The 17,532-nt window shown below is 60.1% G+C and carries 13 protein-coding genes; 10 read left to right on the top strand and 3 right to left on the bottom strand.

The genetic code is table 11. The features are described from left to right. The first annotated feature begins 101 nt into the window (after positions 1-101). The 9 genes from NL123_RS16165 to NL123_RS16125 all read left to right on the top strand — a co-directional run bounded on the left by NL123_RS16165 (position 102) and on the right by NL123_RS16125 (position 10,565). Positions 102-971: an isocitrate lyase/PEP mutase family protein gene (locus tag NL123_RS16165; protein WP_248481542.1), complete on the top strand. Its 870-nt coding sequence runs from the start codon at positions 102-104 to the stop codon at positions 969-971. Between the two features lie 428 nt (positions 972-1,399). Further along, entirely contained in the window at positions 1,400-2,146 is a 747-nt protein-coding gene (locus NL123_RS16160; RefSeq protein ID WP_494358314.1) for an ABC transporter permease, read from the top strand. 64 nt (positions 2,147-2,210) lie between these two features. Next, complete coding sequence (locus NL123_RS16155; protein ID WP_248481543.1) at positions 2,211-3,407, top strand: ABC transporter ATP-binding protein; 1,197 nt, start codon at positions 2,211-2,213, stop codon at positions 3,405-3,407. Continuing rightward, a complete protein-coding gene (locus tag NL123_RS16150) occupies positions 3,400-4,677 on the top strand; it encodes a polysaccharide pyruvyl transferase family protein (RefSeq protein ID WP_494355770.1) in 1,278 nt (425 codons plus the stop codon). The genes NL123_RS16155 and NL123_RS16150 overlap by 8 nt, the downstream gene beginning before the upstream one ends. Continuing rightward, positions 4,674-5,384 (top strand): 2OG-Fe(II) oxygenase, encoded by a 711-nt coding sequence (locus NL123_RS16145; RefSeq protein ID WP_248481545.1) that lies wholly within the window; start codon positions 4,674-4,676, stop codon positions 5,382-5,384. The genes NL123_RS16150 and NL123_RS16145 overlap by 4 nt, the downstream gene beginning before the upstream one ends. Further along, positions 5,371-7,407, top strand: coding sequence for a glycosyltransferase (locus NL123_RS16140; protein WP_494355769.1), 2,037 nt, complete (start codon positions 5,371-5,373; stop codon positions 7,405-7,407). Before NL123_RS16145 ends, NL123_RS16140 begins: the two co-directional genes overlap by 14 nt. Beyond that, positions 7,400-8,524 (top strand): non-hydrolyzing UDP-N-acetylglucosamine 2-epimerase, encoded by a 1,125-nt coding sequence (gene wecB, locus NL123_RS16135; RefSeq protein WP_248481547.1) that lies wholly within the window; start codon positions 7,400-7,402, stop codon positions 8,522-8,524. Before NL123_RS16140 ends, wecB begins: the two co-directional genes overlap by 8 nt. Positions 8,525-8,862: 338 nt before the next feature. Then, the gene (locus NL123_RS16130) at positions 8,863-9,603 is read left to right on the top strand and encodes a glycosyltransferase family protein (protein ID WP_248481548.1); all 741 of its coding nucleotides are present in this window, start codon (positions 8,863-8,865) and stop codon (positions 9,601-9,603) included. Beyond that, positions 9,570-10,565 carry a glycosyltransferase family 2 protein gene (locus tag NL123_RS16125; RefSeq protein ID WP_494355768.1) on the top strand — a complete coding sequence of 332 codons (996 nt, stop codon included), beginning with the start codon at positions 9,570-9,572 and terminating at the stop codon, positions 10,563-10,565. Before NL123_RS16130 ends, NL123_RS16125 begins: the two co-directional genes overlap by 34 nt. Positions 10,566-10,623: 58 nt before the next feature. Here NL123_RS16125 and NL123_RS16120 read toward each other — a convergent pair whose 3' ends face one another. Continuing rightward, positions 10,624-13,623, bottom strand: coding sequence for a type III effector HrpK domain-containing protein (locus tag NL123_RS16120; protein WP_494355767.1), 3,000 nt, complete (start codon positions 13,621-13,623; stop codon positions 10,624-10,626). A 491-nt stretch (positions 13,624-14,114) separates the two neighbouring features. Between NL123_RS16120 and NL123_RS16115 the strand changes: the two genes are divergently transcribed. Next, positions 14,115-15,437, top strand: coding sequence for an OprD family porin (locus NL123_RS16115; RefSeq protein ID WP_248481552.1), 1,323 nt, complete (start codon positions 14,115-14,117; stop codon positions 15,435-15,437). A gap of 50 nt (positions 15,438-15,487) precedes the next feature. Here the strand turns inward: NL123_RS16115 and NL123_RS16110 are convergent, their stop codons facing one another. Together NL123_RS16110 and NL123_RS16105 are read right to left on the bottom strand one after the other, a co-directional pair. Next, positions 15,488-16,843: a methyl-accepting chemotaxis protein gene (locus tag NL123_RS16110; RefSeq protein ID WP_494355766.1), complete on the bottom strand. Its 1,356-nt coding sequence runs from the start codon at positions 16,841-16,843 to the stop codon at positions 15,488-15,490. A 115-nt stretch (positions 16,844-16,958) separates the two neighbouring features. Then, complete coding sequence (locus NL123_RS16105; protein ID WP_494355765.1) at positions 16,959-17,447, bottom strand: winged helix-turn-helix transcriptional regulator; 489 nt, start codon at positions 17,445-17,447, stop codon at positions 16,959-16,961. Positions 17,448-17,532 lie beyond the last annotated feature (85 nt).

Here is a 17,532-nt window from a genome sequence, read left to right as displayed (position 1 = left end):
TGCTGAAACGTCATCATCTCCCCCCCGCCCGCATGTTAATCTCGCCCCACCACGAATAGACATTGATCGTCACAAGACGATGCCCAGAACCAGGAAAGCCCATGCCAAAGATTTCTCACTCAGCCCTGCGCCGCAAATTCCGTGAATTGCTTGCCACCCCAACCTGCGTTGAAACCGCTTCCGTCTTCGACCCGATGTCGGCGCGTATCGCCGCTGACCTGGGTTTTGAAGTCGGCATCCTCGGTGGCTCCGTCGCCTCGTTGCAGGTATTGGCCGCACCCGATTTTGCGTTGATCACCCTGAGTGAGTTCGTTGAGCAAGCCACCCGCATCGGCCGCGTTGCCCAGTTGCCGTTCATCGCCGACGCCGACCACGGCTACGGTAACGCCCTGAACGTGATGCGTACCGTCGAAGAGCTCGAGCGTGCCGGTGTGGCCGCGTTGACCATTGAAGACACGTTGCTGCCGGCGCAGTTCGGGCGCAAGTCCACCGACCTGATCTCCATTGAAGAAGGCATCGGCAAGGTCCGCGCGGCGCTGGAAGCACGTGTCGATCCGGAGTTGTCGATCATTGCCCGGACCAATGCCGGCGTGTTGCCGACCGAAGCCGTTATCGAACGCACCCAGGCCTACCAGAAAGCCGGCGCCGACGGGATTTGCATGGTCGGTGTGGCCGATTTCGTGCACCTGGAGAAGATCGCGGAAAACCTGACGGTGCCACTGATGCTGGTGACCTACGCCAACCCCAAACTGAATGACGCCCAGCGTCTGGCCAGCCTTGGCGTGCGCATAGTGGTTGCCGGTCATGGGGCTTACTTCGCCGCGATCAAGGCGACGTATGACAGCCTGCGTGCCCAACGTCAGTTGACCCACAGCACGGATAACCTCAGTGCCACCGAACTGACGCACACGTACACGTTGCCGGAAAGCTACGTGGCGTGGGCGGAAGAGTTCATGGATGTAAAAGAATAACCCTGACACAGTTCATCACTCACGGCAGCCCTGTAAGCCATTGATCTACAGGGCTCTGCTCGTGCCGCATTGACGCCGGATAAGGCAATGAAGAGCCTTGGGAACGGCTCGATACACAGCTATCCCCCGCCCCCTCCCCCAGTGCTTCAATGGGACCAGCCTCTCTTCAAAGGTTTCGTCCGCTGCGCACGCCATTTGTAAATTCCCCTTTTTGAACTACTTTCAGTCATGTGCCAACGGTAACAGCCCACACCTCGGTTGAGAGTCAAGGTTTGGTTGGCACACGCTATGAACAGTACTCGACTTATCAGGGATGACACTTGCAAGCCAAAATGAAAATCGCGATCCGAGGCCAATCACGGGATGTGGCGAAGGCATCGAACGGGATTTTTTCCAGCCCCTGGGCACACCGTGAACTGCTGAGTTCGATGATTAAGCGCGACATCCTGGGACGTTACAGGGGATCGGTGATAGGCCTGGCGTGGTCGTTCCTGAATCCGCTGTTGATGTTGCTGGTCTACACCTTGGTGTTCAGCGTGATGTTCAAACAGAAGTGGTTGGGGGCGAGCGAATCCCGAGGGGAATTTGCGTTGCTGGTATTTGCCGGCCTGTTGGTCTTCAATATCTTTGCAGAGTGCATGCAGCGCGCACCTACCCTGATCGTTCAGAACGCAAACTACGTGAAGAAGGTGATATTCCCCCTGGAGATACTGCCCTGGGTATCGCTGGGTTCCGTCCTGGCTCACACAACCGCGAGCTTGGTCATCTGGTTGGTTTTCCACCTGCTTCTGCTCGGTCCGCCCCCGCTCACCGCCCTCCTCCTGCCGTTGGTACTGTTGCCTCTGGTGTTGTTTTCCCTAGGGGTTTCCTGGCTTTTGGCCGGGCTTGGCGTTTATCTGCGCGATATCAGCCAAGTGACCACGGCACTGACGACGGCCCTGCTGTTTGTTTCGGCAGTGTTTTACCCCATCAACGTATTGCCTGAGGCCTACCAGGCGGTCCTGTTACTCAACCCCATCGCGTTGATCATCGAGCAGGTCCGGGATGTCCTGTTCTGGGGCAAGTTGATCGACCCGCTGACCTGGTCGCTGGGTTTGTCGATGTCCTGCTGCGTGGCGTGGCTTGGCTTTCAGGGTTTCCAGCGAATGCGCAGCGGGTTTGCCGATGTCCTCTGATATCGCGGTGCAGCTCACCGGCCTAGGGAAATTTTTTCGGATTTATGATCGGCCCCAGGACCGATTGAAACAACTGCTGTTGCCTGGAAAGGCCCCGCATTACCGCGAACTCTGGGCGGTAAGGGACGTCACACTGACCATCGAAAAAGGTGAAGCAATAGGCCTCATCGGCCGCAATGGCAGCGGTAAATCCACGCTCCTGCAATTGATCTGCGGGACGCTCAGCGCGTCCACCGGCAACGTTGTGTGCCAAGGTCGGATCGCGGCGTTGCTGGAGTTGGGCTCCGGCTTTAACCCCGACTTCAGTGGTCGGGAAAATGTATTCCTCAATGGTGCCATCCTGGGGCTGAGCCGCGCCGAAATCGAACGCCGCTTCAACGACATCACCGACTTTGCCGGCATCGGCGACTTTATCGAACAGCCCACCAGGACCTATTCCAGTGGCATGCTTATGCGCCTTGCCTTCGCGGTGTCCGTCTGGGTGGACCCCGACATCCTGATCGTCGACGAAGCACTCGCCGTGGGGGATGCCTCGTTCCAGTTCAAGTGCCTGCAACGTTTGGAGGCGCTCACGGCACGCGGTACCACGCTACTTTTCGTGTCCCACGACCTGAACATGGTCAAGCGCTTCTGCAAACGGGCGGTTTACCTGCGCGCCGGGGAAATCCGCGCCAGCGGGCCGCCCGAGGAGGTTGCCGAGCGCTACTTGCTGGATGTGCGTGATGAGCAACGTCGCGAGTCCAGTGCTGATGCTGTGGCCGTGGTGCCAAAGGCGCACCTGGCGAACAAAGACGGGATCGCCTTTGGTACTGACGAAGGTCGCATTCTCACGGCGTACTTCGTTAATACCCAGGAAGTGCATTCCACCTTTGTGCACGACGACATGATTGAGGTGCGGGTGGAGGCCATGGTGCGTGAATCGATCACCTTGCCAAGTATCAGCCTGACTATCCAGGAACCGCGTTTACTGGTGATCGGCGGGGCCAACCTGAAGTTGTTGCGCGAACCGCCGCATGACGGCTGGTGCAAAGCCTCCCTTACCGCTCGGTTCCGTTCGCGCTTTGCCGCCGGCCGATATCACATCACCTTGAAACTCATGAATGGCCATACCGAGGAGAGCGCCCAACTGATCGAAAAACAGGTCGCGCTCTTGTCGTTCGATACGTTGGTACTCGGCAACGACTTTCTCGGCATCGTCGACCTCGGCGTCGAACGGCTACCCCAGGGCCAGCATCTCAAGGATGGCACTTCACTTGGCTAACGATAAGACCAGAACCTGGCAGATTGCGATCCACGGCACATTCGACGTAGCCAATTATGGCGACCTGTTGTTTCCCATCATCGCCGAGGCGGAACTGTCGCGCCGCTTGGGCGCGGTCAGGATGCACCGGTTTTCCTATCACGGGAAAACCGTCGGAGAATGGCCCTATGCAGTCACCTCCCTGACCGAACTGCCAGCAATCGCGCATAGCCTGGATGCCACGCTGATCGGCGGCGGCTTCATCATCCGCTTCGATAAATTTGTCGCTGACGGCTACCTGCCGCCCGATCCCGCTATTCATCACCCAACCGGCTATTGGCTGGTTCCCGCCCTGATGGCATTGCAACACGGCGTTCCCTTGATCTGGAACGCGCCAGGCATGCATTGCAACGACGTCCCTGACTGGGCCAGGCCGCTACTGGCACTTGCCATCGAACACAGCCCGCATGTCAAAGTGCGTGATGCCTTGACTCAAACGGCCTTGCAGTCAGTGAGCCAACACGCGCGCATCGAGGTGCTGCCGGATACAGCGTTCGGCCTGGCCCAACTGGTGGATGTACAGCGGCCATCTGCGCAACTGCGCGACCTCTTGAGCCAATACGAGCTGGATAAACCTTACCTCTTCGTACACGCCGCAGACGGCCTGCATACATTCCTCGATCTTTGGCGCAGCGCCAGTCCTGCGTTGGCGCATGTGCAGTTGCTGATCCTGCCGATCGGCCCGGTGCTTGGCGATCATGCGTCGGCACTAGGGCCGACGCTTGATCGCTCGATGACGTTACCGTTCTGGCCCTCACCTTTACTGCTCGCTGAGCTGATCGCTCATTCGGTTGGGGTGATAGGCCACAGTTATCATTTAGCCATCAGTGCCATCGCCTTTGGTCTACCGGTGTTTTGTTCGGCGCACCTGGATACGGGGAAATTCACAGCGTTACCGGCTTACGGGCGTGTCTTCCAGTTGCGTCATGACCATCCGCTCGACCCGCAGTGGTTTTTTGCGCAACTTGGCAGGCAGCCATTGTCCCCAGCCACCCAACTTGCGGTGAAACAGCTACACGAGCACTGGGACCAGGTGGCCGAACTCATTGTCACCCGTCGAGCGGGTGAGCCGCAGGTGATGAACCGCGTCTTGCAGTCCTTGCCCGCAGTATTCGAAAACATGCAAACACAACAAGGTGAGCTCAGGGACGCCAGACGCCAACTCGCCCAGGCAGATGGGCGTGGTGTTTTTCACCGATTCAAAAAGTTTATGGCAAGGAATGCTCAATGATCGACTTGGAAAAAATTGCCCACCATCCGTTACAGCTCCAGCCGTTCCACTGGGCACAAATCGGCAACCTGTATAGCCACGAAAATGCCACGGCGCTGGCTGAAACCTACCCTCGCGATCACTTCAAAGTGGTCAAGGGCTATGGCGGCGAGAAAAACTACGAATACGAAGCCAGGCAATTGGTTTCAATGACTAATGGCCAAGTGGCTAACCCCCAGGCGCTCAGCGCGCAGTGGCTGCAGCTCGCACAAACCCTGACTTTACCGGCCTATCGACGGGCACTCGGGCTGTTGACCGGTATCGATCTGCACGACGCCCCCATGGAAGCCAACCTGTTTCACTATGGCCCGGGCGCCAACCTCGGCCCCCACCCCGACCTGCCCGACAAGGTCGTCACCCATATTCTCTATTTCAATGAATCATGGCACCCATGCCGGGGCGGATGCTTGCAAATTCTCGGTTCCCAAGACCCCACCCACATCATCGAGGAGGTCCAGCCCTTGATCGGTAACTCAGCGGTGCTGGTTCGCAGCGATAACTCCTGGCATGCGGTTTCCCGAGTGATAGACAGTAGCCCCACGTCCCGGCGCAGTGTCACCGTCACGTTCTACCGACCGGGCTCCAGCAGCTCCATGTGGCCGCAGGGCGATACCACACCGTTACATGACTACCCGGAATACGAGGTGCGCGGCCATGACGGGCGCTAAAGCCACGCTGATCGAGCGCCTGCGCACTTGTTATCGCCAGCTGCCGTTACCCAGGGCGCTTCGCCGGTGGCTGTCTGCGCGCCTCCACAACCGGTTGTTCACGTGGTTACGCCGACCGCTGCATGGCAGCGTCTCACGTCGGCAACTCAAGGTGATGCTAGCGGCCCCCAATGGTCCCGACTACATCATCTGGGGGGTGATCGACTGGGATTTTCGTCATCAGCGGCCACAACAGCTCGCACGTACGCTCAGTGCCAGCGGGCGGCGGGTTTTCTACGTGGGGAGCAGCCTGCAAGAGTCCCAGTCCCCCGGGTTTTCCATACGCCCGCTTGATGAACGGGGGAACCTGTTCGAAATTCGCCTGCGCCTCAGCAAAGTACCTTCCATCTACTCGACAGCGCCGTCCCCGGCCCAGGTGACGCAATTGCGAACAGGCCTCGGCGAGCTGTTGCTCTCTACTCAGCCCACCGAGACAGTCTCACTGGTTCATCATCCTTTCTGGCTCGAAGTGGCCAAGGCCGCGCCGAACAACCGACTGGTGTATGACTGCATCGATCATCACCAAGGTTTCGGCAACAACGACGCTCGGATTCTAGGGCTTGAGCAACAATTGGTCCGCGAAGCCCAGGCCATTATTTTCACCTCTGACTGGCTTGCCCAACAATGGGAACAGGTGGCGTCGCAACAACGCATCGTGGTACGGAACGCGGCCGACTACGAGTTCTTCTCGCGGCGTCCCGCCTCGGTCTACCAAGACCCGCAAGGTCGCAAGATCATTGGCTACTACGGCGCAATCGCCGACTGGTTCGACAGCGACCTCGTTGCAGCGACGGCCCAAGCCTTTGCACACCATGTGATACTGCTGATCGGTGCCGACACCGCCCACGTCCAACACAAGCTCGGCCAATACCCCAATGTCGTGTTCACTGGCGAGGTCGCCTACAGCGCCCTTCCCGACTACCTGCATGCCATGGATGTGTGCCTGTTGCCCTTTCGGGTTACACCGCTGACGCTCGCCACCAACCCACTGAAAGTCTACGAGTACCTCAGCGCCGGGAAACCCGTGGTGACCGTGGATCTCCCTGAGGCCCACCAGTTTGGCGAGTGGGTCTATCGCGCCCGAACACCCGGGGCGTTCATCGACGGCGTCGCCCAGGCGCTCGCAGAACCGCCAGGCATACAAGGCAACCAACGCAGGGCATTCGCTGCGTCCCAGTCCTGGGCCCATCGACTTGAGGCGTTACTGGGCGCCACTGAGCCCGCACGACGTGCCCGTGATATCAGCGTGATTGTGGTGACTTACAACAACCTGGCGCTCACCCAGGCGTGCCTCGGTAGTTTGCTTGCCGATCCCAAGAGCGCGGCACTGGAAATTATCGTGGTCGACAACGGCTCCAGCGATGGCACGCCCGCATTTCTCGAACACTGGGCCCGCGTCCACGGGCACCACGTCATCCTCAACCCGGACAATCGCGGCTTTTCCGCGGCGAACAACCAGGGACTCGCGGCCGCCACCGGCGACTACCTCGTGCTGCTCAACAACGACACCCAGGTCACGCCGGGGTGGGCGCATACACTGCGCAATCACCTGGACCATAACCCCGGCATAGGGCTGATCGGCCCGGTCACGAACAATATCGGTAACCAGGCGAAGGTGAACATCGAATACTCGCTTGCCGAAATGCCGCGACACGCTCGTCTTTACACCTACAGGCACCTGGGCGAATGGTTTGCCCTGCCTACCCTGGCATTCTTTTGCGTCATGTTGCGTCGCAGCACCTATGCTCAGGTGGGGCCGCTGGATGAAGCGTTTGGCTGTGGCTTCTTCGAGGATGACGACTACTGTCGGCGGGTCGAACAAGCGGGCTATTTCAACGCCTGCGCACGGGATGTATTCATTCACCATCACTTGTCCGCCAGCTTCAAGCTGATGGGAACGCAGGCACGCCAAGCGCTGTTTGAACGCAACAAAGCGATTTATGAAAGCAAGTGGGGAACCTGGATACCCCATCGCCATGGATGACGTCATGCAGACATGCAAAGTGATGGTCGTGGTGGGCACGCGCCCGGAAGTCATCAAGATGGCGCCGGTCATCCAGGCGCTCAAGCGCTCGACGCTGTTCGACTGCCGTGTGGTAGCGACGGCTCAGCATCGTGAATTGATGGACCAGGCGCTGCACGAATTCGGCCTCGTGCCGGATATGGACCTTGACCTGATGCGCGCCGACCAATCGCTGAGCGCGCTCACCAGCCGCCTGCTGACCCAACTTGAACAGTTACTGATCGAGTGGCGCCCCGACGCCGTACTGGCGCAAGGAGACACCACGACGGTGTTCGCAACCGCACTCGCCTGCTTTTACCTGCAAATACCCTTTGGCCATGTGGAAGCAGGACTGCGCACAGGCGACCTTGGCAACCCGTTCCCGGAAGAGCTCAACCGAACCCTGGCCAGCACAATCGCGAAATGGCACTTCGCGCCCACCCAGGCAGCACGCAGCAACCTGCTTGGCGAACGTATTGCCGAGCACCGTATCCATGTCGTGGGAAACACGGTGATCGATGCTTTGCACCTTAGCCTCAGCCGCGACGACGTGGCCTGCGAGCGGCCGTCTGATGGACAGCGCGTATTGCTGGTGACCTTGCACCGCAGGGAGAGTTTTGGCGCCCCCTTGCGTGACATCTGCACGGCGCTTCATACGCTGGTGGAGCGTAATGAGGACCTTCGGGTGATACTTCCCGTCCACCCGAATCCGAATGTGAAAGTTCCGATAGAGACTGCCTTGGGCCGGCATGCACGCGTCGACCTGTGCTCGCCCATGGGCTACCACAGGTTTATCCGCGTGATGAAAAGCGCCTACCTGGTCGTGAGTGATTCCGGCGGCATTCAAGAGGAGGCGCCGGCTCTGGGAGTGCCTGTACTGGTATTGCGCAATGAAACCGAACGCCAGGAGGCCGTGGCACATGGCATGGTCCAACTGATTGGCACCCGCACCGATGACATCGTCGAGTCGGTGCAGTCGCTCCTCGACAACGACAGCCTTTACGCGGCGATGATCAAGGATCACTCCCCCTATGGGGATGGCAGGGCTGCAGAGCGCATCGTCCAGGTGCTGGTGGAGCATTTTTTCATATGCGCCTGATCTACCTTTCCCCAACCCCCTGGCACAGTTTCAGCCAGCGTCCCCATGAGCTGGTTCGATGTTTCCATGAGACACACCAACAACCCGTGCTTTGGATAGACCCCTACCCCACGCGTCTCCCTGCTCTGAGCGATCTACGTCGTCCCCAGCCAGCACCCGGGCACACCGAAGTCCCCCCCTGGCTCACGGTGTACCGGGCCCGCGCCCTACCCATCGAGCCTATTGCGGGTTCAGGGTGGGTCAACCGACTGCTCTGGCAACCCCTGTTTACGCGCGTGCGGCAATTGGCACTGCAGCCCACGGTGCTGGGCATTGGAAAACCCTCTTGCCTAGCGTCAATGCTGCTGCGAGAACCGTTGTTTGAAGCAAGTTTCTACGACGCCATGGACAACTTCTGCGAGTTTTATACCGGCTTATCGCGTCGGGCCATGGCGCGGCGCCAGCGGACAACAGCGCAAACCGTCTCCACCGTGCTGACATCCTCCTCCGCGCTGCACGCGCAATTGTCGACGTATTGCGACAGGGTGACATTACTCGGCAACGCCTGTGCCACAGAGCGTCTTCCTTACCGCATCACCAGGCACGCAGGAAACGCCAACCCGCTGGTGGTGGGCTATGTCGGCACTATTGCGAAGTGGTTCGCCTGGGAAATCGTCGTGGCGCTTGCCGAGGCATTTCCCCTGGCGCAAATACGCTTGGTCGGGCCAATACACACACGCCCGCCTGGGGATCTGCCCAGCAATATCCAATTGATCGGGGAGCTCTCGCACCCGGATGCCATGGCCGCCATGGCTGGCTTCGATATCGGGCTGATCCCCTTCAAATGCGACGCGCTGACACAGTTTGTCGACCCCATCAAATACTACGAGTACCGCGCACTCGGCCTGCCGGTGATCAGCACCGTGTTTGGCGAGATGGCGCACCGGGGCGCTTGCCCTGGCACGTTTTTGCTGGACGGCCCCGAAGGGGTCGGCGCGGCGATGGAAAAAGCCCTGCGTTTCAATCCATCAGATGAGCAGACCCGGAGTTTTCGTCGTGATAACTCGTGGACGGTTCGTTTTTCTACGGCAATACCTTGAGTACACAGGGAGTGGCGACGTTGGCTGTACTGGAAACACCTCAAAAGCACGTGTTGCTCACCTCGCAAGCCCAGGCTGAGTGCGATGTCATTATCGTCAACTACAACGCAGGGCAGATGCTGTTGGCCTGTGTCACATCGGTTTTCAACGCGGGGGCGACGCGGATCATCGTCATTGATAACGCTTCCCACGATGATAGCCTGGGCCTGTTGGAGGGCGAGCCTCTCCTCAGCGATTCACTGCACATCATGCGCAATGAGGCCAACCTCGGTTTCGCCGTGGCCTGCAACCAGGGCGCGCGCCTTTCCACGGCGGCGAACCTGCTCTTCCTCAATCCCGACACCGTGATCGCCGCCGATGCGATAGCCCGTTTACTCGCCGTACTGCGTAGCACCCCGCACGTCGGCGCCGTCGGTGGGTTACTGTGCGGCCTGGACGGCCGTGAGCAACCGGGCGGGCGGCGGGTATTCCCAACCCCACGGCGCGCATTCATGCGGGCCTTTGGCCTGTCGCGCCTTGCGCGGGTAATGCCGTCGCTGTTCTCTGATTTTTTATTGCACCAGGAGCCATTGCCCTCCACGCCCATTGCCGTGGAAGCCATCTCCGGCGCCTGTATGCTGATCAAGCGGGAAACCATCGAGCACATCGGCTTATGGGACGAACGCTACTTCCTGCATTGCGAAGACCTGGATTGGTGTATGCGTTTGCGCCAGGCTGGATGGGTCGTCCTGTTTGTGCCGGACGCCCGGGTAACCCACGCATTGGGCGGCTGCAGCCAACATCGGCCTTACTTCGTCGAATGGCATAAGCACAGGGGCATATTGCACTTCTATCGGAAGTTCTTTCGTCGCAAGTACCCCTTTCTGTTATGGGTGATGGTGGCGGTGGGTGTTTGGTTCCGGTTCAGCCTGGTGGTGACGTATCACCTGGCCACGCGGCTATGGCGGGTGACGTTCAAGTGACTCCAGAATCAGAACGCCCACCGATGTCGGGTCACCGGCACCGGTGGGCGAGCCTATCTCACGAAGTCCATTGCTCCCCGCCTGGCCAATCCTTGGTAGGAATATCGGCAATCGTTCCATCCTTGACGCCATCGATGCCATAACGCTGGATTGAATCCCCCAGCACTTCGCCGAACTTATCCGACTTGGCCTGTGCCTGTCCTTCCTTGACCAGGCCGGGCACGATGGCCGCCAGTACCGCCACGCCAGCCGCCAGGAAGCCCAGCACGCCCGCCGTGGCCGCCAGGCCCGGGAGAAACCGTGGCAGGTTCGCCCCGAGTAAACCCAGGCCGCCCTCCGCGGCCGAGGCGCTGCCGGCCAGCACACCCAGCGAGCCTGCGGTAATGCCGAAGCCACCGCTCAGCTTGTCGCCACGACGCAACGCGTTGACGCCATCAAAAATGCCATACGCCCCGGCGACGATGCCGGCCAGGCCGCCGATACCTTTGGCGGCTTCCTCGAAGTTCTTCGCCACGACCTTGGCGTGCTTGCCATCCTTGACGTTGTCCTTGACCTCATCGAGCAGGTCGAGCATGACCTTGCCGTCTTTCATATCCTTGAGGGTCTGCTCACCGTTCTTGATCGACTTGGCGAGGTGTTCCTGGTAGCCCTTGGTGCCGCCCTCGATCAGCACGGTGGTGGTCTGCACGGAGCCGGTGGTGATGTCGACGATGTTGCGCGTGGTCAGCTTTCCACCGCTCTGCGCCCCGCGTGCAATGGTGACACCCGCCAGGAACAGGCCGCTTACACCATGCAGTACACCGCTGCCGTAGGCGCCTTTGGCGCCGCCATTGGGGTCGAAGTCCGACAACTTGCCCATCTTGTCCAGGGCCTTGGTGCCCTGGCGGAGCAGGTCCCAGTTGCCACGGAAACCCGCCAGGACCTGGTCGGTGGTGGCCACGGTGCCGTCCTGGTTCAGCAGCAGCTCGGGACTTTCCTTGCGCATTTGGTCGATCAACGTGCGGACCTTGTCTTCGTCCAACTCCGCGCCGCCGTCCTTGCCGAAAGCGGTCTTGATGTCGTCGAAGCCAGCCCCCTTGAACAGGTTCTCCTGGGCGATGCTGGAGAAATTCTCGTTGAGCTGTTGGTCGTGCTGGGCCGTGAAGGCCGGATCGAGCGCGGCGTTATAAAGCGCTACTTCCAGGCTGAACTCCGAGGCGGCCTGCTCGGGCGTGTTGTGCTTGAGCAACTCACGCAGGCGGTCGCCACTGGCCAACTGATCCTTGTAGAAGGTCTTGAAGTCTTCGTTATGCGTGGATTTGGCGACCGCGCCCTGGATCGCCTTGGCATCGTCGATACCCAGAATCGACTGCAGGCTGGTGGCGGTGGCGTAGAAACCGGCTAGCGCTGTGTGCTGGTCGGTCTTGCCGTCCTTGGTGTTGGCGTCCCACGCGGCGTCCAGGGCCTTGCCGGACTTGACCTGGTCCTCATAGGTCTTGGTAACGGCGTCCTTCAGGCCGGGATTCTCTTCAAACAGGGTCTTCACCGCCTGGTCGCCGGCGTTCTTGATGTACTCGGCAGTTGGCTTGTCGCCCTGCAAGATGGCCATGTGGTCGTTGATGTCTTGCAGCAGCTTTTGCGGCTCCCAGATCGCGCCCGAGCGGTTGGCGATGGAAACCTTGCCATAGTCGCTGTTCCAGACCCCGGCGTTGGCGCCGTCGACCACAAGTTTCTGCGTCTCCTGCAGTTCCAGCAGCACTGCGGCCTTCTGCTCGGCCGAGTACTTTTCCGGATGCTCGAAGATGTCCTTGTCCAGCTTGCTGGTGGCGACCTTGCCCGTGAGGTTACCGGTGGCCACGTCGGTGATCAGGCTGGCCAGACTCCGGGCATCGGTGGGTGCGGATGTCTTCAGCCAGGCCTGCACGTCGTCGCGGCTGACCTTGCCGTCGGGCTTATCACCGATACTGTTGCCGGCGGTGTCGAGCTTGCGGAAGGCGCCAGGCTGGGCGAAGAAGTTGAGCGCCTCTTTCTCGTCCTTGCTCAGTTGCGGGTTTTGCTTGAGGTAGTCCTTGATATTCTGTTCGGTGACAGCGCCATCGCCGCCGGTCTTGCCGCGGATCGAATCGAACTTGGCATCCAGGATCGCGCCGTACTGAGCGATCTGCCTGGAGCCTGCGTCGGCCTCCGGATGGGTCTTGAGAAAGTCTTTGTAGCTACCGATCTGGTCGTTGGACGGGGGCTTGACCAGCGCTTCGTAACCGTACTTGCCGAAATCCTGCAAGCGCCCCGCTTCGGTGCCATGGCGCGCTTCACCGCTCTTGGTAAAGCCGTCGACACTGCTGTTGGCCACATCCTTGCCTGTCAACGCGTTGCCTTTCTCGTCATAACCCACCACCCGGTCGAGCACCTGGCTGGCACGGAAGGCCGCGTTCGGGTCCTTGTCGAAGTCCCCGACCTGCTCTTTCAACGCATCCTTCACCCCACTCTGGTTGCCAAGGTTCTTCAGCAACGGGTTGTCATTGATGATGTCCTGCGCCGAACGCTTGTCGCCCTCCGGCAGCACCCAGACGATGCCAGCCTTGTCCGCCGCCTCACGGCGCTTATCGTCCTGGCCCACCGTGTCCGCGTGCGGCAGCTCGCCCTTGAGGTTCTCCCAGCCATACTTGCCGAAGTCTTGAAGGCGCCCGGCCTCGGTGCCGTGCTTGGCATCGCCGCCCTTGGTGAAACCGTCCACGCGACCATTGTCGATCGTGTTGCCAGCCAGGCGCGAACCGTTTTCATCGAAGCGCTCGACGTGGCCCAGCACCTGGTTGGCGCGATAAGCCGCGTCCGCATCGTGCTCAAAATCACCGACACGTTCGCGCAACTTGTCCTTCACTCCGCTCTGGTTGCCGAGGTTCTTCAGCAGCGGGCTATCGTCGATGATGTCTTGGGCCGAGCGGTGGTCATCCTTGGGGCGCTGCCATTCGATACCGGCGTCCTTGGCCTTGGCCCGATCGACCGCGTTACCCCATTCGGCGCTGGAATCGTTATTCGTGACAGTCTTGATCGCGGGTGCATTGCTGACCGGTGCTGACATGCGCGTGCTCCTTGATGACGGGGGCCAGTGCATGATCGTCATGGGCGATCATGTCGGGCCGGTCAGGAGAGCAAAGACCTTGAGGGTTACTGAAAGATGACAGGCCGACCTAGTGGGTCGACGTCGCGCGCCTTGCAAGCCACTGATGCACCGATGCCGAAGGGATGAAACCCAGCTTGTGAAATGTTGTGAAAAAATCCGCCGCAGAGCCTGCGGCGGCAACCAAAGGATGTTGTCGAAGCAGAGCGGCTAAGACAGGTTCAACGTACACCCGAAAGAAATTAAACAGCGTGAAGTTAAATTAATTGAGTTTCATCCCTTGACCCGCTGCCGGCCGCGCAGACTGTGCCTGGAATCCACCTCGGCAACCACGCCGAACACAATAAAAAACCGTAACAGCTCACCTGCAAACATCTGCCCAAACAACGTTATGCGCCATTCAATAAGTGCGGTGTTTCTGTGCGCGTTCATTATTCCGGGGAAGTCACAATATGATTAAACAGTCGAGCCTATTGGCACTGGCGGTGTGTGCCGGTATCAGCCAGATGGCCTTTGCCGAGTCGGTCAGCGACCAGGCGGATGCCAAGGGATTTGTCGAGGGCAGCAGCGTCACCGGGTTGTTGCGCAACTACTACATGAACCGCAACCGTGAAGGCGGCCGGGCCGATAATATCGACTGGACCCAGGGCGCAATGCTCAACTACGCCTCGGGTTTCACCCAGGGCACCCTCGGCTTCGGCGTGGACGCCTATGCCTACGGCGGGCTGAAACTCGATGCCACCCATGCGGACGCCGGCACCGGCAACCTGCCGACCGACCGCCATGGCGATCCCGAAGACGCCTACGGCTCAGTCGGCGCCGCAGTGAAGATCAAAGTCTCCAAGACCCAGCTCAAATTCGGCGACATGCAGCCCACCGCCCCGGTCTTCGCCACCGGCGGCACTCGCCTGTTGCCGCAGACCGCCACCGGGTTTGACCTGACCAGCAGCGAAATCGCCGGCCTGGACCTGGAAGCCGGGCATTTCACCAGCACCAACAGTGGCATGACCAGCAACCATGACCACGATATCTACGCCACCTACGCCAACATCGCCGCCAACAGCGCAAGTTTTGTCGGCGGCAAGTACAGCTTCAGCCCGTCCCTGAGCGCGACGCTGTATGCCGGTGAACTGGAAGACATCTGGCGCCAGTACTACACCAACCTCAACTACGTGATCCCGTTGGCGCATGACCAGTCCCTGACGCTGGACGGCAACCTGTACCGCACCCTCGACACTGGCAGCGCCAAGGCCGGGGCGATCAACAATACCACCTACTCGGTGGCGGCGGCGTATTCGTTCCTGCAGGCGCACACCCTGACGCTGTCGTTCCAGAAGGTGCATGGCGACACGCCGTTCGACTACATCGGCACCGGCAACAACGGCGCCGGCGAAGGCGGCGATTCGGTGTACCTGGCCAACTCGGTGCAATGGAACGACTTCAACGGCCCGGGCGAGCAGTCCTGGGGTATCCGCTATGACCTGAACATGGCCAGTTATGGCGTGCCGGGGTTGAGTTTCATGGGCCGCTATATCAACGGCTCGGATATCGATGGCACCCACACGCCGGCCCATAGCGCCTATGTCGGTAATTACGGTGCGGATGGCGCACACCACGAGACCGACCTGGAAGCCAAGTACGTAATCCAGAGTGGCCCGGCGAAGAATCTGTCGTTGCGTGTGCGTGATGCGATCGTGGCGTCGAATGCCGACCAGCGCGATGGTGACCTGAACGAGCTGCGGTTGATCGTCGACTATCCGTTTACCCTGCTCTAAACAAGGCCCACTGGAGGAGCGAGCTTGCTCGCTCCTCCAAATGGAGAGCGTCAGCCTACCCAGCCGACCGCAGTCTTGGGTATGACTTCCGACTCATCCAGTTTCGACGCGAACATGCTCACCGCCTGCACCGCATCGCTGGTGCTGGTGCGAATCTGCAGGATCACCGAACCCGCCTGATCAGCCAGGCTGACGCCGCGTTGCGCGCCTTCCTGGGTCGCGTTCATGCTGGTCACCGCGTCGCGGGTTTCCGAGAGGATCATGCCGATCATCTCGGCGATTTCCGCCGTGGAGCGGCTGGTGCGTCCGGCCAGTTGCCGCACCTCATCGGCCACCACCGCGAAACCACGCCCCTGGTCCCCGGCGCGCGCCGCCTCGATGGCGGCGTTGAGCGCCAACAGGTTGGTCTGGTCGGCAATGCCGCGAATGGTATTGACGATGGCCGTGATCTGTTCGGAACGGTCGCCCAGTTGCCCCACCAGCCGCGCAGACGCGCCAATGTTCTCGGCGATGCGGCGCATTTCCGTGGCGGTCTCCTGGATCACCTGGGTGCCATGCTCGGCAAACCGCTCGGTCTCGGAGGAAATATGGTAGGCGCGTGAGGCGCCACGAGAGTCCTCTTCGAATTTTTCCACGCGCTCGGTGATGTCGCTGGCGAACTTGGCGATCTTGATCAGTTTGCCGTCGCCGTCGTACACCGGGTTGTAACTGGCCTCCAGCCACACCACACGCCCGTGCTTGCCCAGGCGCTTGAATTGCCCGGTGAAGAACTCACCATTGTTCAAGCGGCGCCAGAAGTCGGCATATTCATGGCTGTTGACCAGCGCAGGCTCGCAAAACAGCCGGTGGTGCTTGCCTTTGATTTCCGCCAGGGAATAGCCCATTACGTTGAGGAAGTTCGCGTTGGCGTCCAGCACCTGGCCACTCAAGTCGAACTCGATAACGGCCATCGCACGGTCCACGGCCGTCAACTTGCTGCGGGTGGCCGCGTCCTGCTCCACTTGATGGGTGACGTCCAGTGCGTACTTGACCACTTTCAGCACTTGGCCGCTTTCGTCGAGCACCGGGTTGTAGCTGGCTTCCAGCCAGATGGTCCGGCCATTGGCATCCACGCGCTTGAACGTACCGGAGACAAATTTGCCGGCTTTCAAATCACTCCAGAACTGGCTGTAGGCCGGGCTGCTGGTCAGCGCCGGCAGGCAAAAATCGCGATGGGACTTGCCGGCCAGTTGACTGGCGCTGTAGCCCAGGGTCTTGAGGAAATTGTCGTTGGCCCGCAGCACGTTGCCATTCAGGTCGAATTCGACCACGGCCATGGAGCGCTCCAGTGCGCCGATCAGTCCTTTGTACTCGGTGGCTTCGGCCGTCCTGGCCGCCAGTTCTGTTTTCAGTGTTGTATTGAACATGACGTACCCTCAGCGGCGCGAAAAAACCCGTGTCTTATAGAGGGCTATCGGCTGTGAAATACGCGACTTTACAGGCCTTGAGGGGATTATTTTCTGGCGTCAAATACTTGCGCAATCAGGGTTTTGCGCCTAGCAAAGCGAGGCGCTCGCGCATGCCGACACTGGCCGCCGGCCCGGCCTGTAGCGTGCACTGGTCAAACCCCACCACTTGGCCATCCGCGCTGGCCAACATGGGCTGCACCGGCTTGCCTGTTTCACGCTCCACCAACTCGACACTGGTGCCCTCTTCGGCGTAATGCCGATTGCCCCAAGCCACCAGTGACATCAGCACCATGCGGAAATCCTCGCCTTTGGCCGTCGGCACATATTCATGGCGCGGCGGTCGTTCGCTGTAGGCGCGGCGCTCCAGCATCCCCGCCTCCACCAGCGCGTTCAAGCGACGCGTGAGCATATTCGGCGCGATGCCCAGGCTGCGCGAGAACTCATCGAACCGACGCAAGCCCTGCAATGCGTCGCGCATGATCAGGATGCTCCACCACTCCCCTACCCGTTCAAGGCTGCGGGCGATGGGGCATTCGTCGCGGGTGAGGGACTTGCGTTGCATGGGGATTCCTGTGGGTCAGTGCCAATGTGCGTGACACCATGTTACTTTCATGATGATAGTGACGTCCACAGGGTCTGTTCCTTCA

The sequence above is a fragment of the Pseudomonas sp. FBCC-B1565 genome (assembly GCF_059133265.1).
This window is presented reverse-complemented; position numbering and strand designations above follow the sequence as displayed.

What these genes read in the sequence shown, in the direction of transcription:
- NL123_RS16140 (WP_494355769.1), top strand. Translation starts at nt 5,371, where the DNA reads ATGACGGGCGCTAAAGCCACGCTGATCGAGCGCCTGCGCACTTGTTAT.
- NL123_RS16145 (WP_248481545.1), top strand. Translation starts at nt 4,674, where the DNA reads ATGATCGACTTGGAAAAAATTGCCCACCATCCGTTACAGCTCCAGCCG.
- NL123_RS16165 (WP_248481542.1), top strand. Translation starts at nt 102, where the DNA reads ATGCCAAAGATTTCTCACTCAGCCCTGCGCCGCAAATTCCGTGAATTG.
- NL123_RS16130 (WP_248481548.1), top strand. Translation starts at nt 8,863, where the DNA reads ATGCTGCTGCGAGAACCGTTGTTTGAAGCAAGTTTCTACGACGCCATG.
- NL123_RS16105 (WP_494355765.1), bottom strand. Translation starts at nt 17,447, where the DNA reads ATGCAACGCAAGTCCCTCACCCGCGACGAATGCCCCATCGCCCGCAGC.
- NL123_RS16110 (WP_494355766.1), bottom strand. Translation starts at nt 16,843, where the DNA reads ATGTTCAATACAACACTGAAAACAGAACTGGCGGCCAGGACGGCCGAA.
- NL123_RS16120 (WP_494355767.1), bottom strand. Translation starts at nt 13,623, where the DNA reads ATGTCAGCACCGGTCAGCAATGCACCCGCGATCAAGACTGTCACGAAT.
- NL123_RS16160 (WP_494358314.1), top strand. Translation starts at nt 1,400, where the DNA reads ATGATTAAGCGCGACATCCTGGGACGTTACAGGGGATCGGTGATAGGC.
- wecB (WP_248481547.1), top strand. Translation starts at nt 7,400, where the DNA reads ATGGATGACGTCATGCAGACATGCAAAGTGATGGTCGTGGTGGGCACG.
- NL123_RS16115 (WP_248481552.1), top strand. Translation starts at nt 14,115, where the DNA reads ATGATTAAACAGTCGAGCCTATTGGCACTGGCGGTGTGTGCCGGTATC.